The sequence below is a fragment of the Mucilaginibacter sp. GW821-FHT07H05 genome (assembly GCF_059418485.1).
The window spans coordinates 240,465-262,414 of record NZ_JBWKPY010000001.1 but is presented as its reverse complement, the minus strand read 5'-3'; the positions used below and the strand labels follow the sequence as shown (position 1 = coordinate 262,414).

Annotated in this window: 18 protein-coding genes and 1 tRNA gene; 13 read left to right on the top strand and 6 right to left on the bottom strand. The window is 46.7% G+C overall.

Features of this window, described 5'->3' with window-relative positions; all coding sequences use genetic code 11:
- Nucleotides 1-206 precede the first annotated feature (206 nt).
- Genes AC07M6_RS01240 through AC07M6_RS01230 form a run of 3 tightly spaced genes read left to right on the top strand, consistent with a single transcriptional unit; the run spans nt 207 to nt 1,247 of the window.
- Nucleotides 207-539 (top strand): RNA recognition motif domain-containing protein, encoded by a 333-nt coding sequence (locus AC07M6_RS01240; RefSeq protein WP_494886893.1) that lies wholly within the window; start codon nt 207-209, stop codon nt 537-539.
- Nucleotides 540-571: 32 nt separating this feature from the next.
- Nucleotides 572-955, top strand: coding sequence for a hypothetical protein (locus tag AC07M6_RS01235; protein WP_494886891.1), 384 nt, complete (start codon nt 572-574; stop codon nt 953-955).
- 7 nt (nt 956-962) lie between these two features.
- On the top strand, nt 963-1,247 hold the full coding sequence (locus tag AC07M6_RS01230; RefSeq protein ID WP_494886889.1) for a GNAT family N-acetyltransferase: 285 nt from the start codon (nt 963-965) through the stop codon (nt 1,245-1,247).
- A 222-nt stretch (nt 1,248-1,469) separates the two neighbouring features.
- Here the strand turns inward: AC07M6_RS01230 and AC07M6_RS01225 are convergent, their stop codons facing one another.
- From AC07M6_RS01225 to AC07M6_RS01215, 3 genes are read right to left on the bottom strand one after another with little or no spacing between them, the layout of a single operon-like run.
- Nucleotides 1,470-2,060 carry a hypothetical protein gene (locus tag AC07M6_RS01225; RefSeq protein ID WP_494886887.1) on the bottom strand — a complete coding sequence of 197 codons (591 nt, stop codon included), beginning with the start codon at nt 2,058-2,060 and terminating at the stop codon, nt 1,470-1,472.
- Nucleotides 2,057-4,213 (bottom strand): xanthine dehydrogenase family protein molybdopterin-binding subunit, encoded by a 2,157-nt coding sequence (locus tag AC07M6_RS01220; protein ID WP_494886886.1) that lies wholly within the window; start codon nt 4,211-4,213, stop codon nt 2,057-2,059. The genes AC07M6_RS01225 and AC07M6_RS01220 overlap by 4 nt, the downstream gene beginning before the upstream one ends.
- Complete coding sequence (locus AC07M6_RS01215; RefSeq protein WP_494886885.1) at nt 4,210-4,680, bottom strand: (2Fe-2S)-binding protein; 471 nt, start codon at nt 4,678-4,680, stop codon at nt 4,210-4,212. The genes AC07M6_RS01220 and AC07M6_RS01215 overlap by 4 nt, the downstream gene beginning before the upstream one ends.
- A 200-nt stretch (nt 4,681-4,880) precedes the next feature.
- Between AC07M6_RS01215 and AC07M6_RS01210 the strand changes: the two genes are divergently transcribed.
- Nucleotides 4,881-5,675, top strand: a complete 795-nt coding sequence (locus tag AC07M6_RS01210) for an SDR family NAD(P)-dependent oxidoreductase (protein WP_494886884.1) — start codon at nt 4,881-4,883, stop codon at nt 5,673-5,675.
- A gap of 432 nt (nt 5,676-6,107) precedes the next feature.
- Here the strand turns inward: AC07M6_RS01210 and AC07M6_RS01205 are convergent.
- The 3 genes from AC07M6_RS01205 to AC07M6_RS01195 all read right to left on the bottom strand — a co-directional run bounded on the left by AC07M6_RS01205 (nt 6,108) and on the right by AC07M6_RS01195 (nt 8,788).
- Nucleotides 6,108-6,178: transfer RNA gene (locus AC07M6_RS01205), tRNA-Gln, on the bottom strand.
- Between the two features lie 566 nt (nt 6,179-6,744).
- Entirely contained in the window at nt 6,745-7,761 is a 1,017-nt protein-coding gene (locus AC07M6_RS01200) for a zinc-binding alcohol dehydrogenase family protein (protein ID WP_494886882.1), read from the bottom strand.
- A gap of 16 nt (nt 7,762-7,777) precedes the next feature.
- Nucleotides 7,778-8,788 (bottom strand): aldo/keto reductase, encoded by a 1,011-nt coding sequence (locus AC07M6_RS01195; RefSeq protein ID WP_494886881.1) that lies wholly within the window; start codon nt 8,786-8,788, stop codon nt 7,778-7,780.
- Nucleotides 8,789-8,985: 197 nt separating this feature from the next.
- On the opposite strand from AC07M6_RS01195, the gene AC07M6_RS01190 reads away from it, so the two are divergent.
- The 9 genes from AC07M6_RS01190 to AC07M6_RS01150 all read left to right on the top strand — a co-directional run bounded on the left by AC07M6_RS01190 (nt 8,986) and on the right by AC07M6_RS01150 (nt 21,525).
- Nucleotides 8,986-9,408 carry a secondary thiamine-phosphate synthase enzyme YjbQ gene (locus AC07M6_RS01190; protein ID WP_494886880.1) on the top strand — a complete coding sequence of 141 codons (423 nt, stop codon included), beginning with the start codon at nt 8,986-8,988 and terminating at the stop codon, nt 9,406-9,408.
- An 83-nt stretch (nt 9,409-9,491) separates the two neighbouring features.
- A complete protein-coding gene (locus tag AC07M6_RS01185; RefSeq protein ID WP_494886879.1) occupies nt 9,492-10,427 on the top strand; it encodes a hypothetical protein in 936 nt (311 codons plus the stop codon).
- A 355-nt stretch (nt 10,428-10,782) separates the two neighbouring features.
- Nucleotides 10,783-12,228 carry an arginine deiminase family protein gene (locus tag AC07M6_RS01180; protein WP_494886877.1) on the top strand — a complete coding sequence of 482 codons (1,446 nt, stop codon included), beginning with the start codon at nt 10,783-10,785 and terminating at the stop codon, nt 12,226-12,228.
- 257 nt (nt 12,229-12,485) lie between these two features.
- Nucleotides 12,486-12,698, top strand: coding sequence for a hypothetical protein (locus AC07M6_RS01175; protein WP_494886875.1), 213 nt, complete (start codon nt 12,486-12,488; stop codon nt 12,696-12,698).
- 178 nt (nt 12,699-12,876) lie between these two features.
- Complete coding sequence (locus tag AC07M6_RS01170) at nt 12,877-13,707, top strand: isocitrate lyase/PEP mutase family protein (RefSeq protein WP_494886873.1); 831 nt, start codon at nt 12,877-12,879, stop codon at nt 13,705-13,707.
- A 101-nt stretch (nt 13,708-13,808) separates the two neighbouring features.
- The gene (locus AC07M6_RS01165; RefSeq protein ID WP_494886871.1) at nt 13,809-15,851 is read left to right on the top strand and encodes a polysaccharide lyase family 8 super-sandwich domain-containing protein; all 2,043 of its coding nucleotides are present in this window, start codon (nt 13,809-13,811) and stop codon (nt 15,849-15,851) included.
- A gap of 99 nt (nt 15,852-15,950) precedes the next feature.
- Nucleotides 15,951-18,671 carry a carboxypeptidase regulatory-like domain-containing protein gene (locus AC07M6_RS01160; protein WP_494886869.1) on the top strand — a complete coding sequence of 907 codons (2,721 nt, stop codon included), beginning with the start codon at nt 15,951-15,953 and terminating at the stop codon, nt 18,669-18,671.
- Between the two features lie 516 nt (nt 18,672-19,187).
- Entirely contained in the window at nt 19,188-20,735 is a 1,548-nt protein-coding gene (locus tag AC07M6_RS01155) for a DHA2 family efflux MFS transporter permease subunit (RefSeq protein ID WP_494886867.1), read from the top strand.
- Nucleotides 20,736-20,916: 181 nt separating this feature from the next.
- Nucleotides 20,917-21,525, top strand: coding sequence for a TetR/AcrR family transcriptional regulator (locus AC07M6_RS01150; RefSeq protein WP_494886865.1), 609 nt, complete (start codon nt 20,917-20,919; stop codon nt 21,523-21,525).
- Nucleotides 21,526-21,950 lie beyond the last annotated feature (425 nt).

The window sequence follows — 21,950 nt, the reverse complement described above, 5'->3', positions numbered from 1 at the left end:
CAGACCAACATTAATTAAAGCACAAACATTCATATAATGAAAATGAACGTTCAGCATTTCATAGCTGCTTCCCTCCTGCTTTCTGTCCAGGTTTTGCGCCTGTCGCGTAGACTAAACAGCGGACATCCCTCAGCTTAAAAGTATTATTTACTAAAGCTTTATGTTGCGATAGTGAATGCTTAATTTTACCTTGCACACTAATTGATATGATGGTTAAACTATTTGTCGGCGGTTTCCCGTTAGAAATTACCGAACTGGAACTGGTCCAATGGATCAGTCCGTATGGCACCGTGGTTACTATAAAAATTGTAAGGGATAAAAAAACCCGGATATGTAAAGGCTATGCTTTCCTTGAAATGGAGAGCCGCCAGGATGCAGAACAAGCGATGGAAGCATTGGATGGAACCACCTTCCTTGGCCGCGAAATGCGGGTGAATATAGTAGAAGAACAACCCGAACCGGTTAAACCCGTGTACCGTAAAGTTGAAAGACCCGGCCAGGGCGGCTTTGTCAGAGCCAAACGGCCAAGGAAGATCTAAGCTGAATTAATTATAATAGTATTACCCCTGATATGAAAAAAAGCACCCGTTACATTCTTTTAACCATCGTTTTATTACTGCTGGCCGGCTTTTTCTATTACCGCTATTATTTTGTTTTTGGCGATGGCACTAAAGCCGGCACCATGAACTATTTTGTACATAAAGGTTATGTTTTTAAAACCTACGAAGGGCGGCTGATCCAAACCGGCATCCGCACGCCAGTGCAGGGCGCTGTGCAATCAAACGAGTTTATGTTTTCGGTAACCGACCCTAAGGTGGCCGCCATTTTAAATAAAAGCGCGGGGGCTTTCCTTGAGCTGCATTATAAAGAATACCTGCATGCCCTCCCCTGGCGCGGTGTAAGCGTTTTTGTGGTGGACAGCGTATTATCTGTTAAACCCATCAGCGCGTATTAATAATTGTATGGACTATACTGCAAACCAACTTATTAACAATACGGCGATCCACAACTTCGAATTATTTGTGGACGGTCAGCGGGCTTTTATCGACTATAAACAAAAAGACGATAAAGTATACCTTATCCATACCGAAGTACCCACCGCGTTAGAAGGCAGGGGTGTTGCCGCCGCTATTGTAGAAAAAACCTTTAGATATATGGAAGAACACCATTTAAAGCTGGTGCCTTTATGTGTTTATGTAAAACACTACCTAACCGTCCATCCCGAATGGAACCGGCTGTTGGCCTAAGGATTGCTTTAGCCGATGCACCCATGAAATACAGGGTATCAATTCACCAAACGTTCCGATGGAACGTAACAATTTTCCATATCATTTCTACCAACCAAACATCCCTACGGGATGAAGGATAAAAGTCGTTCCGTAGGAACGATTGGTTGGTAGCACATTTAAACCCATTTCTTACGTTCCATCGGAACGTTTGGTGAATCTACTTCATGATAACTTACCCACCTATTTAGCCGGCGCGTAAGCCCCTTTATCAATCCATAATTTTACCTGTTTGGCAAACTCGGCATGGCTAAGTGGAGGCAGCGTACGCCCTTCGCCGGGGCGCCAGGCCCACATCACCAGTTCATCATGGGCATGGGCAATCAACTGCTGCCTGGTTTTGCCTCCGTTTTGTTTCAGATCCAATAGCTGCAGGGCCAGTTGCCTTGGGGTACGCCCCTGGAAAACCATTGGTGTTTTGGCAGGCGGCAAGGCCCACTTAGGGTTGCCCGGCGGCGCATGCAGGCCGGCAGTATTTTGCGGCTGATGGCAGTTACTGCAGCGCATAGCGTACAAGCCTTTACCGTCAATACCCCGTTTTACACCCATGGTATGTAAATGGCTGTCATCGCCCTGCAGGGGAACATTGCCATTTGGATGGCAATTCATACAGCGTGGGCTCATCAACACCTTATAAACCGACATAAACGCTTTAACCGAACCTACACTATCCTTAGGCGACGGCGCAGGCTTTGCAATATGCTCTGTTTTAAAAGACAACACCGCCATACTTAACGTAAACAGCGCGATGCATAAATAAACTAACTTTTTCATGCCTGTTCTTTTAATGAGGTGTTCATAAAAGGAAGTTGATAAACGCGTTTGCCAGTAGCGGCAAATATGGCGTTGGCTATGGCCGGCGCGGTTGGCGGTACGCCGCATTCGCCCGCACCGCCCATTTTTTCGTTGCTATCTACAATATGCACCTCTATTTCGGGGGACTCATTCATCCGGGCAATGCGGTAATCATAAAAATTACTTTGCTGTACCTCCCCCTTATCCAGGGTTAGTTCGCCATAAAGCGCCATGGTGAGGCCAAAAATGATACCGCTTTCCATTTGGGCACGCACGCCATCCGGATTAACGGCCAGGCCGCAATCAATGGCGCAGGTTACTTTATGCACCCGCAGTTTGCCGTTATCTATACTAATCTCGGCCACCTGGGCCACAAAACTACCAAACGACTCGTGCACCGCTATGCCTTTATATCTGCCTTTAGGCAAAGTGCTGCTCCAGTCCGCCTTTTTTGCGGCCAGGTTCAGTGCTGCCAGGTGGCGCGGACTATCTTTCAGTAATTGCTGGCGATACTTAAGCGGGTCCTGCCCGGCGGCATGGGCCAGTTCATCTATCATGGTTTCCATTACATAGGCGGTATGCGTGTTACCTACCGAGCGGAACCAGAGCACCGGAACAACCTCGTGCGTGGTATGCAAGCCAACAAAATGATCGGGCACAACCTTAAGGTAAGGCGAATCGGCAATACCCTCCACCGAGGTTGAATCGACACCGTTTTTAGCATCAAACGGAGTGCCTTCCATAATTGATTGCCCAACTATACTATGCCGCCATGCCACCGGGATCCCTTTGGCATCCAACCCGGCATTAACGCGGTGTACAAATACGCTGCGGTAATAGCCGCCCTTCATATCGTCCTCGCGGGTCCAAACCATTTTAACAAATTTGCCGCTGGCTTTGGCAATCTGCACCGCTTCGGATACAAAATCCGAGGTCATGGTAGCCCGGCGGCCAAACCCACCGCCCAAAAAAACCACGTTCATGGTTACCTGTTCGGGCTTCAGCCCCAATATTTTCGCGGCCGACAGCTGATCGATCCCGGGCAATTGGGTGCCTGTCCATATTTCGCATTTGTCCTTGCCTATTTTAACGGTGCAGTTCATCGGCTCCATTGGCGCATGCGCCAGATATGGGAACACATATTCGGCATCTAATACCTTGCTGGCCTTTATTAAGCCGGTTTGTATATCGCCGGCGGCAGCGGCTTTTGTCCCGTTGGTGGCTGCCAGCTTTTTATAGGCGGCAACCTGGGTTTTAGTATTCAGGTTAGCGCCGGGCCCGTTATCCCATACAACCTGCAGGGCTTTGCGGCCCTGACTGGCTGCCCAAAAATGATCGGCAATAACGGCTACGCCCGTAGGTATTTGCACTACCTGCCGCACGCCAGGCACGGCCTTAGCTTTGGTGGCATCAAAAGATTTAACCTTGCCGCCAAATACCGGCGCATGGGCCACCACCGCGGTCAGCATCCCGGGAAATTGCACATCTATCCCAAATATAGCTTTCCCGTTAGTTTTTGATGACGCATCCAGCCGCTTTGCTCCTTTACCAATCAGTTTCCACTCAACAGGCGGGCGCAAGGGTATATTTTGCGGTACGGGCAATGTTGCCGCCTCCGCCGCCAATTCGCCATAGCTTAATTTTTTGCCCCCGGCCGTTACAAAGCCATTTTTGGTGGTGCAATTCTCTATCGCAACACCTGTTCTTTTGGATGCGGCTTGCTTTAACATTACCCGCGCGGTAGCCCCGGCAGTGCGATAACGGTCAAACTCAGACCAGGTAGTACTGGACCCTCCGGTGATCTGGATCCCGTAAACAGTATGGTTATAGGCCTTATCGGCCCCGCTGTGTATCACTTTGATATGATCCCAATCGGCATCCAGTTCTTCGGCAAGGATCATGGGTAAGGTTGTCCAGATCCCCTGCCCCATTTCTACGTGGCTTAATATTACGGTGATGCTGTTATCGGCACCGATGCGCAAAAACGCGTTAGGGGCGAAAGTCGCGGCGGCATCAGCAACCAGCAGACGGTTGGCCTGCGGTATGGTAAAGGAAATCAATAAGCCCCCACTCAATACGGCCCCGGCTTTCAGGAAATTACGGCGACTGATGTTTGTTTGTTCCACGCTCATGACCGGCCTCCTTCTTTTTGTAGTTGCGCTGCTTTATGAATAGCCTGCCGGATACGCGGATAAGTACCGCAACGGCAAATATTGCCCGACATGGCATCATCAATATCCTGATCGGTTGGGTCCGCATTTTCACGCAGCAATACCGCGGCCGACATCAGTTGGCCCGACTGGCAGTAACCGCACTGCGGCACATCAAACTCGGCCCAGGCCTTTTGCAGCGGGTGATCGTTGTTTAAGGATAATCCTTCGATGGTGACGATCTTTTGTCCCTGCGCACGGCTTACTTTGGTAACGCACGAGCGTACCGCTTCGCCATTGAGGTGCACGGTGCAGGCGCCGCATTGGGCAACACCGCAGCCAAATTTAGTCCCGGTTAATCCCAGCAAGTCGCGCAATACCCACAGCAGGGGCATATCCGGACTGGCATTTACCTGGTACGATTTGTTGTTGACGTTTAATGTGATCATAAGCAATTGAATAAGAGAGGCATTAGGGGATAAACTAAGATAACAAAGTATAATTTGTAAACAGTATAAAAATGCGTTTTGTTTGACAACCTACCGGGACAAATCCATCAGATTGTTATAATCCTGTTATAATGTCAACCACATCTCCTATTTAGGCATCAAAAAGAAAACTATTATCCATAACATTTAGTTTTGACATTATGGATTTACAACTCAACAACAGAATAGCATTAGTAACAGGATCGACCGCCGGGATAGGTTATGCCATAGCCAAACAACTGGCAGCCGAAGGCGCGAAAGTAATTGTGAACGGCCGCACAGCCGAAAGGGTGAACGCCGCCGTAGCGCAAATTAAAGCCGATACCGGAAATACGGAAATCAGTGGTGTGATAGCCGATTTTACCAAGCCCGAACAGATAGCCGAACTGATTAAACAAGTACCTGAAGTAGATATCCTGATCAATAACGTAGCGATATTTGAGCCCAAGGCTTTTAAGGATATCCCCGATGAAGACTGGCTGAAATTTTACGAAGTAAACGTAATGAGCGGCGTAAGGTTATCCCGCGCTTACTTCGGCCAGATGCTGCAAAAGAATTGGGGGCGTATTATTTTTATTTCCAGCGAATCGGCTTTGCAGATCCCTACCGAAATGATCCATTACGGCATGACCAAAACAGCGCAACTGGCCATAGCCCGTGGCCTGGCCGAAATGACCCGCGGCACCCATGTAACCGTCAACTCGGTATTGCCCGGCCCAACACTTTCGGAGGGAGTGGGTGGTTTTGTGGAGCAATTAGCCAAAGACCAAAACAAAACGGAAGATGAAGTAAAAACCGAGTTTTTCCAGACCATGCGCCCAACCTCTATCATCCAGCGTTTTTTAAGTACAGATGAAGTTGCCAATATGGTGGTCTATTTAGCCAGTCCGCTGGCTTCTGCAACTAATGGCGCGGCGATAAGGGCTGAGGGTGGATTGTTGAAGACGATGGTGTAACGTGAGTTTGGCCCATATTTATGAGTTATAATCTGGCTTAGACTTAAGGGAGGAATCGACACTTAGGCGCCGATTATTAAAACCAGTTCATTATGAGTTATGAAATTCCGGCGGCCTTTGACGGTGTGTATGACATTAAAATCACGTTGTCATTTCGAAAGAGCTGGGGTAGGAATTGCGGGGGAGGGCGAAAGAGAAATCTTATACATGCGATAGGTAAGCCGTATAAGATTTCTCCTCACCCCCCTGCCTATACCCTCTGCAGGTTCGTTCGAAATGACAACACGATTAAACAACATGTCATGGGTAACGTAGTGAAAAATCCACCGTAAGCAGAGCGGATATGCAAATCTGCATATATAGTGAGAGATTCTTCACTACGTTCAGAATGACAAATAAAAAACGTCATTGCTACCAACTCGCGTTAATATGTTCCCATGCATGGATTCGAACCACGACTAACAGAGTCAGAGTCTGTTGTGCTACCGTTACACCACATGGGAATTATGAGCGGGCAAATCTACTATTTTTCCGTGATTTTTGTATAAAAAACTGCTCTGCAGTCACTCGGCTGGAGCCGAGTGACCCTTATTATCCGGCCTCTGGCCGGTGTAAACAGCTAATTTATACTTCACAGCGGCCGGAGGCCGGGAAATAATCATCACTCGGCTGGAGCCGAGCGATTGCAGGAGAGAGCTAACGTGTATCCACATCTTTAAAAAGGCTTCTATGCCCTGTAAGGGCTACCTGTTTGTAGAAAAAGATGCAAATTTGTTATTGCCTCGGAGAGGCTACCCTGGTGAAATGCAGGCCGGTGAAGGGTAGTCCCGTCCGGGACATTGCCGTTTCGATACTCAAGCTGCTACAAAGAGGTAGCCCTTACAGGGCATAGAAACTTGTAAGTACGGGAGGGGTGCGGTTGGCTGTGTTGTGGTTTATTACGCTTGCCGAAACCCCTCCCTACACCCTCCCGATGGGAGGGAATCGCACAATCCCACCCTTTTCTAATCTTCCGAACATCACTCGGTTGAAGCCGAGCGATTGCAGGAGGGGGCGATTGCAGGAATATTTACTCAACCTCCACCATTGCCTTAATCACCCCGTTAGCCGGATTCAGCCAGCTCTCAAACTGATCTTTCACCTCGCCGAACTTTACACGGTGGGTAATATAGTTGGTGGGGTCAACCAATCCTTTTTTCATACTGGCAATCACGTGCTCAAAATCGGCACGGGTAGCGTTGCGGCTGCTCATCAGGGTAGCCTCGCGTTTATGAAACTCGGGGTGACTGATACTGATCTCGGCCTTTTGCAGTCCGACCAGCACATACCTGGCCCCATGCGCCATATACTGGAAACCGCCGTTAATAGCACGCAGGTTGCCGGTGCAATCAATCACCACAGTTGGCATATCGCCATTGGTAATTTCGACCAGGCGTTCCATTACGTTTTCAGTTGATACATTAATCACGTGGTCAACTTTCAGGCGGTCGCGGCAAAAATCAAGGCGGGCTTCGTTCATATCCATGGCAATCACTTTACCGCCGGCTATACGGGCAAACTCCATGGTGCCTAAACCAATGGGGCCAGCGCCTATCACCAGCACAAATTCGCCCGGCTCCACACCGGCGCGGCGCACGCCATGGGCGCCAATGGCCAATGGCTCAACCAGCGCCAGTTCATCATAACTTAAACCCTCGCCATGCACTAAGGAATAGGATGGCACAGCCAGATACTCCACCATGCCGCCATCCACATGCACGCCGCAAACTTTTATGCTGGCACAGCAATTAGGTTTGCCACTGCGGCAGGCAATACATGTACCACAATTAAAATAAGGGATAAAAGTAACCGCCTCGCCTTTGGCAAAACCTTCGGCACCGTTAGGGTCAACCAAATTGCCGGCTAACTCGTGGCCTAAAATCCTTGGATAGCTAAAAAATGGTTGCGTACCCTCAAAAGCGTGCAGGTCGGTCCCGCAGATACCTATACGCTTGATCTGTATCAGCGATTCACCCGCTTGTGCAACCGGCGCTTCCTTCTCACTATAAGCCAGTTTACCCGGTTCTTCGCAAACTAATATCTTCATGTTATGTATTTGTCGCTTACAAGTAAGCGTAGTTATTATTAATCAATCCTTCGGCTTTCATTTCCTCCCAAAATCCAACGGGAATAATTACATGGGCCATATCCACATTTCCTTTTACACGCGCGGCATTGGTGGTATTTAACGCTATGCTTTTAACACCCGGCGCATGCAGCCCGAAAGCCACACAGGCTTCGGCGGGTTTTATGCTATACTTATCGCAGAGTTTAAAAAAACTGTCGCGCCATTTGTACAGATCAGCATTGGCCGCTCTGTCCATTTGCTTATAATTATAAATATCCGACCCGATTAAAAAACCGGCATTAAACACCGCCGAATTAATAATAGCAATGCCCTTCCTGTCCAGCTCCTCCATAAAGGCTATCAGATCGGCAGGATGGCTATGCACCGTCATGCTGTTGGCTATCATTACCCAGTCCAGGTCAACGTCCTTTGTGATCTGTTGGATCATGCGCCAATCTTTCGACCCTACACCTATGGCTTTTACCTTGCCCTGCGCTTTCAATTCGCCCAGCGCGCGATAGGCTTCCCGCACATCGCGGTAACGCTGTACCTTATCCTGGGGACCGGTAGCCGCGGCTAAATATTCGTCCGGATCATGTACCGATACCAGTGCGGCTTTGTAACCGTTCAGCAGTTCGTTGCCCTGCTCGTAACAGGCTAAAATACCATCGTAGCTGATGTTTTGCACGGCATCGTATTTCAGGTCTATCCATACGCCGGGCTCAAAGGTAGGCTCGGGGGTTTTTAAATCTGTCCTAAGCCATCCCAGTTTATTGCTGATCAATACTTCATCCGGCTTTACGCCTAACTCTTTCAGGCATTTCCCTAAGGATTCAAGCGCAAGGCCCGCCCCATATTTCCCTGCCGAATCGAACACCACCGGTTTTTGCGAATGGGCTATACACGCCTTTACAATAGCGCATTTGGCTTCGTCGCTCAGCGCAACAAACAGGTTCCCCAATCCGCTGGTACCGAAAATCACTTTAGGCAATGGTATATTTTGCATATTTAATCCAGGTATAATCTTATCCAAAATTAGTGAAATATGTCATTAATACAGTTAATAACCCGGCTAATATAGTTTACTGTGCTTCATTTGCAAGGGGCGGTTGACTAATTCTGATATATTTGCGCTCAAATCGACCACATCAGGTAGATCAAATTTAAAACATCACCAGGCTTATTGCTGTATTATACAACAAGATGAAAATATTTCAGCAAAGTATCCAATTGCGCCAGCGTAAACGCGGTTTCCACCTCATTACTAACGAGGTAGTACACGCCCTGCCGCAAATAAGTGAACTGCAAACCGGCATGTGCCAGGTGTTTATCCAGCATACCTCGGCTTCGCTTACCATAAACGAAAACGCCGACCCCACCGTGCGTCAGGATTTTGAAATGTACTTTAACAAAGCCGTCCCCGAGAACGATCCCGATTACCGGCACGATGACGAAGGGCCTGATGATATGCCCGCCCATCTGAAAGCCGCCATGCTGGGCAGTTCGGTAACTATCCCTATCAGCAACGGCCGCCTGGCTTTAGGCACCTGGCAAGGCATTTACCTGTGCGAGCATCGTAATTATGGCGAGGCGCGGCGATTAGTGATAACGGCCTGGGGGATGTGAGGATTAGATTTAACCACCAAAACACTAAGATTTTTGTTACATCCTTAAACGTTTGCGATGGTTTATTATCTTCGCCATACAGAATGAATATCCGCAATAAAATATATAAAACCCTGCTTTTACCCGCAGCCTGCATCATACTAAACGCCTGCCAGCAACCACCCAAACCGCCTGCCGAAAAACCGCGGGCATCGTTTAAAAAAGTTTGGGGACGCAGCTATACCGAAGTTCGCCGTTACTTTAACACCGGCTATAGCTTTAATGAAAAAGGTTACGAACTGGACCCCAACTGGCGCCTGTCGTTCCCGTCGGACGACTCGGTGAATATTTATAACCCAAAGCGTAAACGGTTTGTGAACGCGCCGCTTTTGTTCGATCATGATTCGGTTTTTAACGTGGCCTGGGCTTACCTTCGCTTAAAAACGCTCAGTAAGGATAGTATCATTTTCCAGGTTTTGCGGGTTAACGGCCGTGTGATCGATAACGAAGGTTCAACCGTTTATATGACCTTGTACGCCAACGATTATATTAAAAATGTATTACACAAGGATCCCTTGCAGATACAGGGTTTTACCCGCAGGGATACCCTGCTGATCCAAAAACTGACCGACCGGGCACGCAAAGACCCATCCAAAGCCTTCGCGGCGCGCAAAATTGCGGAGATCACCAGCAAAACCCCTTTGGTTAAGGTTGAAAATGTAGTCAACGACGACCGTGCCGATACCGATAACGACGGGCCGCCGATTGATTACCTATCGCCCGAGTACAATATTACCATTAGTAAGGCTTATGACGATTTCAGGTATTACTTCACCATTTTGGTAGATGAAAAAGGCGATATCAGTTTCGGTAAACCAATGACACCTTTGGTACCGCCGTTCTCTGAAACCTATCCAAAAATCATGAAGGCTATTACCAATGGCTACCTCAAAGCTTACCTGAAAATCAAACCCGGTACCACACTGGGCATCCCCCACACCAGCGAGGTAATTGTTAATGTGAGCGGGACGAAAAAGTAGGTTTGGCGCTTATTAGTTAAACTATCAGGGCAACCTCTTTAGATGTGCCGTTAGGCACATTTGGTTGGTAGTATTACATTGTCGCTATTCACCAAGCGTTCCTGTCGGAACGCCCCGGGCTCGTTATTTTGTTTTCTACCAACCAAAAGTTCCGCTGGAACTTGAAAACAGTTTGTTAGTATAGACGCTGACATTTAAGTCATTTTATGTCAACCCCGAAAAGTAGTTAAATATCTGACTGTTAATTACTTAATAAATTGAAAAATTGAATTGTGTTAAGTTGTGTTAACCCTATTTTTAGCTTTAAAATCCAAATAAATCGGATAGCTTTGTATTAGTCTATCTGATACCGTATATGCTTTTCGATAAAGATTTTCAACTCGATGTAACTTCCGAAATTGGCGCCCTGCGCGCGCTGTTAATCCATAGCCCTGATAGCGGCCTGGGCAAAGTGGTGCCCAGCAAAGCGCAGGACTGGCTGTTTGAGGACATCGTACACCTGGATACTATGCGCAAAAACGAGTACGATTACTACGTTAAGCTGCTGATGTATTTCCTTGATCCGGGCAAAATAAAAGGCAAGCTGGAGGAGATTAACTCGCGGGCCGCCGAGCGGGCGTTTTACAAACCCGATGATGCCGGCTTCCATGCATCCACCAAAGTAATTGAACTGCAAACCCTGCTGGCCGATATCCTGGATGATAAGCGCATCCGCGAAAAGCTGGTAGCTTCGGTTTGTGCCATAGAGGGGTGCAATTACCGTTTGCAGCAAAGGCTGGTAGCTACAGAGCCGGTAGCGTTAGCCAAAATATTCATCTCGGGCGCAATGACGGACGACGAGATGATCTTTGCCCCCATCCCCAACCTCATATTTTCGCGGGATATCGGTATTGTCATCAACAAACACATCCTTATTAATAAACCGGCTAAAAAGGCCCGCTCGCGCGAGACTTTGCTGGTGCGCTATATCTTTTTTAACCACCCGCTGTTTGCCGCTTACCGCGATAACATTTTAGAGATCCCCGAAACCGTGCAGCATTTCCTGCGCCCCGGCGAGGACAGCGACGGCAAAACCACGCTGGAAGGCGGCGACGTGATGGTGGTTAGCCCCAACCATGTTATTATCGGCTGCAGCGAGCGTACATCCGTAAGCGGGGCTAACGAGGCTATTAAATTACTGTTCGAGAATAAGGTGGTTAATAAGGTCACTATCGTAAAGATCCCTCATAAGCGCGATTATATGCACATTGATACCGTTTTTACCCAGGTAAAGCGCAATATGTGGGTACTGTTAGGTTCGCTGGGGCGGATGGAAATTGATGTGGAAACGGCCGAGCCCATTGCCTGGTTTGGCGACAAAAAATCGAAGGAAAAAACCGAGATACTGCAATTTAAAGCCGGGAAGCAATCTCCCAAAACGTTTAGTTGTATTGAGGACCTGCTGAATGACATCAGCCAAAACGATCTAAACAGTGCCGAACCTACTCAATTCATTTACTCGGGTAACAACGTTTTCCCTTACGATTCGCGCGAGCAGTGGACCGACTCCTGCAACCTGCTGGCCCTGCGCGAAGGGGTAGTTTTAGGTTACGATCGCAATACCAAAACCGTAGAGGCCTTTAAGAACAACGGCTTCAAAGTGTTTAAAGTAGCCGACCTGCTCCAAAAATTTGAACGTGATGAACTGGATCCGCAAACGATGAAAGATACTTTAGTGCTGATGCCATCTGCCGAATTATCCCGGGCACGGGGTGGTTTCCATTGCATGAGCATGCCGGTGTTAAGGGATGTGGTTAGTTAATAGCAGGGTGTTTGCCTGAGTTATGAATCCCGGCGGGATTTTAAAGGTGGAAATAAAAGCGGGGATTGTCAGTCTGAGCCTGTCGAAGACTGCGTGCGGTAGGCCCGCCCACCATGGTTCGACAGGCTCACCATGACACCCAGCTTTTAAAATGTCATGGGTAGCCTGTCCTATTGATGGAATAGCAAGCTTTAATGATTTAAAACTTTTACAATTATTAATAGTTGTAATAACATAAATCAATTAACCCCATAACCATGAAAAGAGTAACCAGCCTATTTTTAGCCTTGATTTGCTGCATAAGCATGACCTTTGCGCAAACCAAAACAGAAGTTGTTAAAAACGAAACCAAGACTAAAAAAACCAGCACCCTTCCGCAAAAGGTGCATAACATGTTTAGCAAGAAGAAAAAATACAGCGGCACTAAAACCAAGCATGTGGTAAAAGTGGCCAAGGTAAAAACTAATTAATAGCTTAAAGCTGTGCATCCCGGAAATGGTTAACCCCGTTTCCGGGATTTTTTGTTTATAGTCATGCTGAACTTGTTTCCGTACCCTGCATACAATTCAGACCACAATTCATAACTTCGATTTTGTAAATGAGATCCCAAAACAGGTTTGGGATGATGTGATCTATAAAAAACGCCACATGGAAAACAGCCAATTAATTAAAGCCCAAAAACTACAGGCCCTGCACCAGCGCCCGGGTATATTTGTTATCGCTAATCCCTGGGATGCCGGATCGGCAAAGATACTGGAGAGCCTGGGGTTCGAAGCGCTGACAACCACCAGTGCCGGGCTGGCTTATTCGCTGGCTAAGCAGGATGGTAAAGGCCTGGTTACCCGGGACGAAACTTTAGAGAACGCCCGTGCCATTTGTGCCGCTACCCACCTGCCCGTTGCCGCCGACCTTGAAAACGGGTATGGCGATTCGCCTGAAACCTGTGCCGAAACCATTTTGTTAGCCGCAAAAGCCGGATTAGTTGGCGGTTCTATTGAAGATGCCACCGGTCGGGCCGATGATCCTATTTACAATTTCGACCTGTCGGTAGCCCGCATACAGGCCGCTGTAGCAGCCGCCCGCAGCCTGCCATTCCCTTTTACATTAGCCGCCCGTGCCGAGAACCTGATACACGGCCGCCCCGATTTGCCGGATACCATTAAACGCCTTAAAGCTTACGCCGAAGCAGGCGCCGATGTACTTTTTGCCCCCGGCTTAAAAACCCGCGAAGAGATTGAAACCGTAGTGAAAGCTGTAGCGCCAAAACCAGTAAATGCAGTTATTGGCTTAGGAAGCGCCACGTTTTCGGTTAGCGAGCTGGAAGCTTTGGGTGTAAAACGGATCAGTCTGGGTTCAGCGCTGGCGCGCGCGGCTTACGGGAGTTTTATTGATGCGGCTAAGGAGATCAAGGACAAAGGCACTTTTGACTTTACCAAGGATGCTATTCCGTATGCGGAGATCGCGAAATTTTTTATGTAACGCTGGCATAAGGAAATCTTATCTCACCGGATATATCGCGTGTATAAGATTTCGCCCCCGGCCGGATGACATTAAATTTAATGCCTAAATTAGCGCCCGCCATGAATAAACTATCCGCGCTATACCTGTTATTGTTCTGCCTGGTGTCTTTCAGTAGCCATGCCCAACAGCCACCCGCTGCTTCACTGCGGGATATACGCATACAGTGCCGTAAATTATTACTATCAGATACCGCCTACGCTACCGAGCAAAGCTTCCGTTTAACTGATGATGTAAAATACAACACCGATGCCGCAGGCTATTTTAAAGCCTTAAGCCCGGATGGCAGCTGGAAGGATCTGGATTATACCAACGATAGTCCCAGTGCGTGGCCGCCCTGCTGGCACCTGTACCGCCTGATGCTGCTCTGTCGCGAATATTACAAAAACAACAACCCGCAATACCTGGCCGCCATACACCGGGCATTGGCCTTCTATATCAAAAACGATTTTAAATGCAGTAACTGGTGGCAAAACGAGATCAACATACCATTTTGCTACAGTAGTATTATGCTGATGCTGGATAAGGACGCCACTGCTGCCGAAACCGCTTATTTAAACGATGTACAAGTTGGCCGCGCGCTGCAGCAAAAAAATCCGACAGGGCAAAATAAGATTTGGCAAAAAGATATTGAGGCGCGAATGGCCTTGTTACATAACGATCAGGCCGCGTTCGTTGCTTCGATAAACAGCATGCAGTCTACCATTACGGTATCAACAGCCGAGGGCATCCAGCCAGATAATTCTTTCCATCAGCATGGGGCTATGCTGCAAATTGGCAATTATGGGTTGCACTTTGTAAACAGTCTGCTGTTTTGGATAAAGTTAACCGCCAACACGCCCTTTGCTTTTGATAAGGATAAACAGCAGATCATTTTTAACTATTGCTCGGATGGTTTACGCTGGACGGTTTTTAAAGGATCAATGGATATCCCGGCTGTTGGCAGGCAATTGCGGCCAAATTTCACGGCTAAACGCGGCGTTAATCTGTACGATGATTTTAACCTGATCAAATCGTTTGATAACAATCCCTGCAACTACTACCTGGATGGTTTTACGCCCGATGCACAGTGTACTTTGGCTGGCAACAAAGGCTTTTGGCGCAGCGATTATATGGTGCAGTTGCAATCGGGCCAATACATGATGAGCGTTAAAACCCACGGCCCGTTTGTTAAACGGGTAGAATCCATCAACGGTGAAAACCTGCAAGGCGCATACCTGAATGATGGGGTAAGTTTGATACAGCGTACCGGTAACGAGTATAAAAACATCCAGGCCATCTGGCGGTGGAACATGCTGCCCGGTACTACTACCGATACCACCCTTGCTGTTACCGATGCTAAGGTGCTGACCAGCAAAAATGAGTCGGGCTTTGTGGGACAAATCTCAAACGGAACCATCGGCGCAAGCGCCATGTATTATAACCGGCTGGGTGTAAGCGCTTACAAAGGTTATTTTTTTATTAACGATATGATGGTGGTTGTGGGCGCGGGCATTACATCGGCTAAAAAGGAAAACGTGGTGACTACGGTTAACCAGCGCCTTTATAACAGCAAAACCGGCAAGCATTTGAAAGGCGAAAACTGGGTTTGGCATGATGGCATCGGCTATTTTTTCCCCGACATGAACACCGAACTGAAAACAAAAATAGAGCACCGCCAGGCCGATTGGGGCAGTGTAGACAGATCATCAACCGGCATCCTATCCGCCGATTCGGTAATTACCTGGTACATCGGCCATAATAACACAGATAAGTATCAGTACATGATCAAACCCGCTTTTGGTGTGGTTGATACCCGCAAACTGGCCTACCATTTACCTGTGAGGGTGATAGCTAATACTAAGGATATCCAAGCCGTGCAATCAACCGGCACCGTTATGGCTGTATTTTACCAGGCCGGGACTTTATATATGAGCGGATCGCAGCGCATTCAAACCGACCAGCCCTGCATGCTGATCTATAAAACCGGCGCGGGTGATAGCGGACTTTGGGTATCGGACCCTACCCGTAAGTTGCAAACTGTTAACCTGCTTATCAATAAAAAACCGGTACAGGTGCAATTGCCACAGGGTGAAATGCTGGGTTCGGTAATAAAGGTGTTATAAATGTCTATTTGTAAAAAAATGTTAAATAAAGCAGCAGATTTTACGTTATTGCCTTTATAACGGTATATTCAGCCATCCATTTTCTGCTTTAATTTACTGATGAGTTACAAGAAACTTTTACCTGCTTTTACTTTATTGTTTTTAACCTGCCTTTCTGTTTTTGCGCAGCGCGATACATTAAGCCTCAATACAATCATTACCAAATCGGTAAAATTCTCTAACGACTTCCCGATTGAAAAGGTATATGTGCATTTTGATAAGCCTTATTATGCCGCCGGCGATACCGTTTGGTTTAAAGCTTATACTACGGTTGATATTCACCTGCCATCGCAATTAAGCAAAATTGTATATGTTGATGTGTATAACGACCAGGACTCGATGATGACATCCCTTAAATTGCCCCTGGTAAATGGCGTAGCACCAGGTATGATCCCGTTGCCGGTACAGGGTTATAAACAGGGCAATTACCGCTTAAGGGCTTATACCAACTGGATGCTTAATTTTGATGGGGCTTACCTTTTCAACAAAGTATTAACGATAGGCAACCCGGTTGATAAAGAGGTGCTCACTAACGTATCCTATAGCAATACCGGCGGCGCACAGCCGGCGGTAACCGTTAAGATCTTTTATAAAGATGCCAACGGTAAACCCTATGCCAACCAAAAAGTAAGCTGGCGCACCGAAGCCAGTCATGACGAAACCGGTAAAGGCCGCGGTACAACTGATCAGAATGGTTATCTTACCATCACCCTTCCTCCCACTCCCTCTATTACCTTAAGTGGTTCAACGCTTTTTACTACGCTGGATATAGGTACAAAAAGTATCACTAATATTTTCCCGCTTAAATCTGCCGCGCCCGGTAAAGATGTGCAGTTTTTTCCCGAAGGTGGCCAGTTAATAGCAGGCATACCGTGCAAGGTAGCCATAAAGGCTATCAAAGCCGATGGTTTGGGTATTGACGTAAAAGGCACTGTAGTTGATAACCAGGGACAAACGGTTTGCACTTTAACGTCGCAGCATTTAGGCATGGGCGTTTTTGCCATGCAGCCCGAAGCCGGGAAAACCTATAAAGCCAACATTACCTTTGCCGATGGTTCGCAGGCAAGTTACGACCTGCCCCGTGTACAAGCCAGCGGGATTACCCTGATGGTAGCCAATGGCGATGCCGATAACCTGACCATAAGGATATTGGCCAGCGAATCGTACTTCCAGGCTAACCAAAATAAGAATTTTTACATTATTGCACAGGCAGGCGGTTTTATCAGGTACGCGGCGCAAACCCCGCTGCAAAAGCAGGTTTATTCGGCCATTATACCCAAAACCAAATTTCAGTCGGGCACTTTGCAGGTCACGCTTTTTGGCCCTAACGGCTACCCGGTAAGCGAGCGTATTACCTTTATACAACGCCCCGATCTGATGAACTTAACCATTAATACCGATAAGCCGCTTTATATCCACCGGCAGCCCGTAAAAATGACTTTGACCGCAAAAAATGGCACACTGCCAGCCGAAGCCAATCTGTCGGTAGCGGTAATTGATGAAAGTAAAGTAAAGGTTGATGAAGATGCCGAAACTACTATTTTAAGCAGCTTACTATTAACGTCGGACCTGCGGGGTTATGTTGAAAAACCTAATTACTACTTTAAAAAACCGGATGAAAAAACAACTGCCGATCTGGATGTACTGATGCTGACACAAGGTTACCGCCGTTTTGTATTCCGGGATGTACTGGCGGGTAAAAATCCTAAAATATCCGTAATGCCCGAGCAGGGGATTACCATTACCGGTACGCTGCGCAACCGTACCGGTCTGCCTATCTTCAGAGGCAACGTGAGGTTGCTGATCCCTGATAAAAGCTTCTCGATGCAAACCACTACTAATGCCGACGGACAGTTTAAGTTTGAAAATGTAATCGTTAACGATTCGACTAAGGTAGTGATCAACGCCCGTGATAATGTTAACTATAACAGCCTGATGCTGATGGTCGATGGCTCAGCCTATCCTTCGGTATCCCGTATTACCAACCTGCCTGATGAACGCCTGAATATTGACAGCACCATGCGCGCTTACCTGGAAAACAGCAAACGCGTTTACAATAACACACACCAATTAAAGGAGGTAGTAATTAAAGCAGCACCGGCGCCAAAAAAATTGGGCCACCTGGAGCATGGGTCTTTAATGGGCCTAAACCCGCAACCCGATCATCTATTGGATGGGGAACGCTTTAAAGGTTGCACATTTTTTATTAGCTGCCTGCAAAGTATGGCTTTGGGCCTTACCTATTTAGATAATACTTTTTATGTGACCCGGGATTATAATGCCGGTATAAAAAAGCCAATGGAAGTTTACATGGACGGTTTACAGGTAGATATGAACTACCTGCAAACCGTTAATTCTGCTGATGTGGAATCGGTAGAAATATTTTTCAAGGATGGCATGAGCGGCATTAACCAGCGCGACGGTACAAATGGGGTATTGGTAATTAACAAAAAGAAAGCACCAAAAGGAACACCAATGAAGTTGGCCGATCTGCAAAAACTGCTGCCCAGCCCATATCAGGTTGACCTGTACCCGCATGGCTATACGGTTGTTAAGGAGTTTTACGCGCCAAAATACGATCCGCTTAAACTGAATGCAGGCGGTGTAGATCTGCGCAGCACCATTTACTGGAACCCAAAAGTTGTTACCGACAAGGTAACCGGCGCTGCTACCCTGCAATTTAATAATGCTGATGGCGTTGGCAGTTACCGCGCCGTAGTTGAAGGAATTGACAAGGATGGAAACATCGGCCGGTATATTTACCGGTATAAGGTACAATAGGTTTAATAACCCATTACTGAGAGGCACAAAGTATTGTGCCTCTTTTTTTGTGCTTAAAAATCTTGTTATTGTGCGTTATCAAATCCCGGCGGGGACTTTAAAGGTGTGGAAGATGTTAAACCACCATGTCATTTCGATAGAGCGGAGCAGGGATTGTGGGAAGAGCGAAAGAGAAATCTTCTACACACGGACCAGCTTTACGTATAAGATTTCTCCTCACCCCAACCCATAACCTCCGCGGGTTCGTTCGAAATGACATGGTGGTTAAAACAGATCTGTCATGGGTACCGTAGCGCGGCAATCTCGTAATTTGTCTGCGTGTACGAGATTCCGCGTCGCCTCAATACCCACCCACCACATCATCCTCAGAACGACAAAACAACCCTAAATTATGACAATAAAAATACCAATTGGTATTTTTTATAATGTAATATTGCGACGCTATTTAAAACACCCGGACGCGCTCCGGTTTTATTATCACATTTAATATACCAATTGGTATATAATATTATCACCATGAACCCACTGACACGGAAATTGCTGATCCTCACCGTCCTCTGCGCGGCGGTGATGGAATTAATTGATATCTCAATTGTTAACGTAGCCCTATCGCACATGAGCGGCAATTTAGGCGCTACTATCGAAGATACCAGTTGGGTGATCACTTCCTATGCTATTGCCAACGTCATCATCATCCCTATTACCAGCTTTTTAACGGCAAAATTGGGCAGGCGTAATTATTATATCAGTTCAATTATACTGTTCACTTTCTGTTCGTTTATGTGCGGCAACGCCGATAACATTTGGGTATTGGTATTTTTCAGGTTTTTCCAGGGTATTGGCGGCGGCGCCTTGCTATCCGTATCGCAGGCGGTGATGTTTGAGTTATTCCCAAAAGAAAAACAAGGCATAGCCAGCGCCATATTTGGTATCGGTGTGTTTATCGGCCCAACCATAGGGCCCACTTTGGGTGGTTTTATTACCGAAAATTACTCGTGGCCATGGATCTTTTATATCAATATCCCGCTGGGCATAGCTACTGCGATATCCTGCTATTTTTTGCTGACCGAACCGCCCATTAAACCCAAAGTAAACGCGGTGGACTGGACAGGCATAGCTTTGTTAGCCATTGGCGTAGGCACCCTGCAAACCGTTCTGGAACGCGGCGAAACCGAGGATTGGTTTGCTACAGGGTATATTATCGTATTCACGGTTATCGCCATTATTTCCTTAACCGCCTTTATTATCTGGGAGTTGCGCGTACCCAACCCCGTGGTAAACTTGCGGGTGCTGAAAAGCAAAACACTCAGCATATCGGCAATCCTTACTTTTATTACGGGGATAGGTATGTTTACCTCTATATTTTTAACCCCGGTTATTGCACAGCGGCTACTGGGCTTTACCCCTACCGAAAGCGGGATGCTTTTACTACCGGGTGCTATACTGGCATTATTCGCCCTGGTTATCTCGGGCAAACTATTACAGAAAGGCGTATCGCCTATCATTATTGTGGCGGTGGGTTTTGCTATGTTTATGCTGTTCAGCTGGAACATGAGCCGCATTAATCCCGAAGTTTCTGCGGCGGCTATTAGTCTTAATTTAATTTATCGTGCCATTGGGATGGCTTGCTTAACCGTCCCGCTTACCTCGCTGGCTATTTCATCTTTAGAACCCAAAGATATCCCGCAAGGCGCATCGCTCAATAATATGATGCGGCAATTGGGCGGCTCGTTCGGTATTTCTATTGTCAATACTTACTCGGCACACCGGTATGCATCTCACCGGGTCGATCTGATCACCCATATAACGGATACCAATCCGGCAACCATCAGTCGCCTGAATGGTTATACGGGTTATTTCCAAAGCAAAGGCATTAGTTTAATAGATGCCAAACACAAGGCTATGGCCCTGATAGATCTATCGGTAGTAAAGCAGTCTACTTTATTAAGTTATTTGGATGCCTTCCTGCTGATTGGCTTACTGTTTGCACTTACCTTGCCCCTGCTTCTATTTGTCATCGGCAAAACCAAAAAGGGGCCGGTTGTGGTAGTATCTGATCATTAAGTCGTTATATTTATTTAACCACAAAGATCACAGAGGGAGAAACACAAAGGGCACAAAGCCTTAATTATTTAATTATTCTGATCTTTGTGAACTTTGTGTTAGCCACAATACTATTTCTTTGTGAACTTAGTGGTTCAATCCTCAACTTGTTTTTTAACATACCAAATGGTATTTTTACAATATGGATAAGACATTATCAAAAGCCGAACGTACACGGAAGTTTATTATTGAAACCACGGCGCCTATCTTCAATACCAAGGGGTACGAGGGCACTTCCATGTCGGATATCACCGGGGCTACCGGCCTCACCAAGGGCAGCATTTATGGCAACTTTGAAAACAAGGAAGAAGTAGCGCTTGCCGCATTTGATCATAACCACGGCTACATCAAAAAACTCATTGTCGAAAAAATAGGTCAGGCCACCACCTATCACGATAAACTGATGGTTTACGCTACGGTATACCACAGTTTTACCCGTAAATCGGGTTTTATAAAGGGTGGCTGCCCGGTATTAAATACCGCTATTGAGGCAGATGATACCAATCCGCCGCTGCGGGATAAAGCTGCCAATGCCATCCAAAACTGGAAAAACAGCATCGTCAATTTAATAAAAGCCGGTATTGCCTCGGGCGAGTTTAAGCCGGATATCGCCCTCGAACAAACCGCCTTATCCATTATAGCGCTGATTGAGGGCGGCGTAATGATATCAAGAGTGACCAACACCCCGGCCAGCCTGGATACGATACTGAAAACAGTGGCTAACCTGATAGATCAATTAAAAACTAATTGAGTTTAATGGGGTAAGCGCTGTTTATCGTACTTTAGTATAAGGCTTTATACATCCCGATATGACTAAAAAAATGCTGAACCTGTTTGTGCAAAAGGTAGTACAGATAGACGGCGAGGGCAAGGCAAACGTTGCGCCAGCTCCAGTACAGGTTTTTGAATGGGCGCCTGCAAAAAAATAAACTATTATGAATTAAGTATAAGCGAATAAAGCAATATTACAGAAAATAATAAACCCAAATAGGACCATATAACTGATAAACTCAACCTTACGGGTTAATTATATTTAAAATACCTTTATGGAAATAATTATAAATACATGATTATCAATAGATAATGAAATTATGCGATTATAATTAATTTAAACGAAAACTTTTTTTTTGTTATTAGCAACAGAATATTCTATATTGGGATAGCTTTTAACAATAC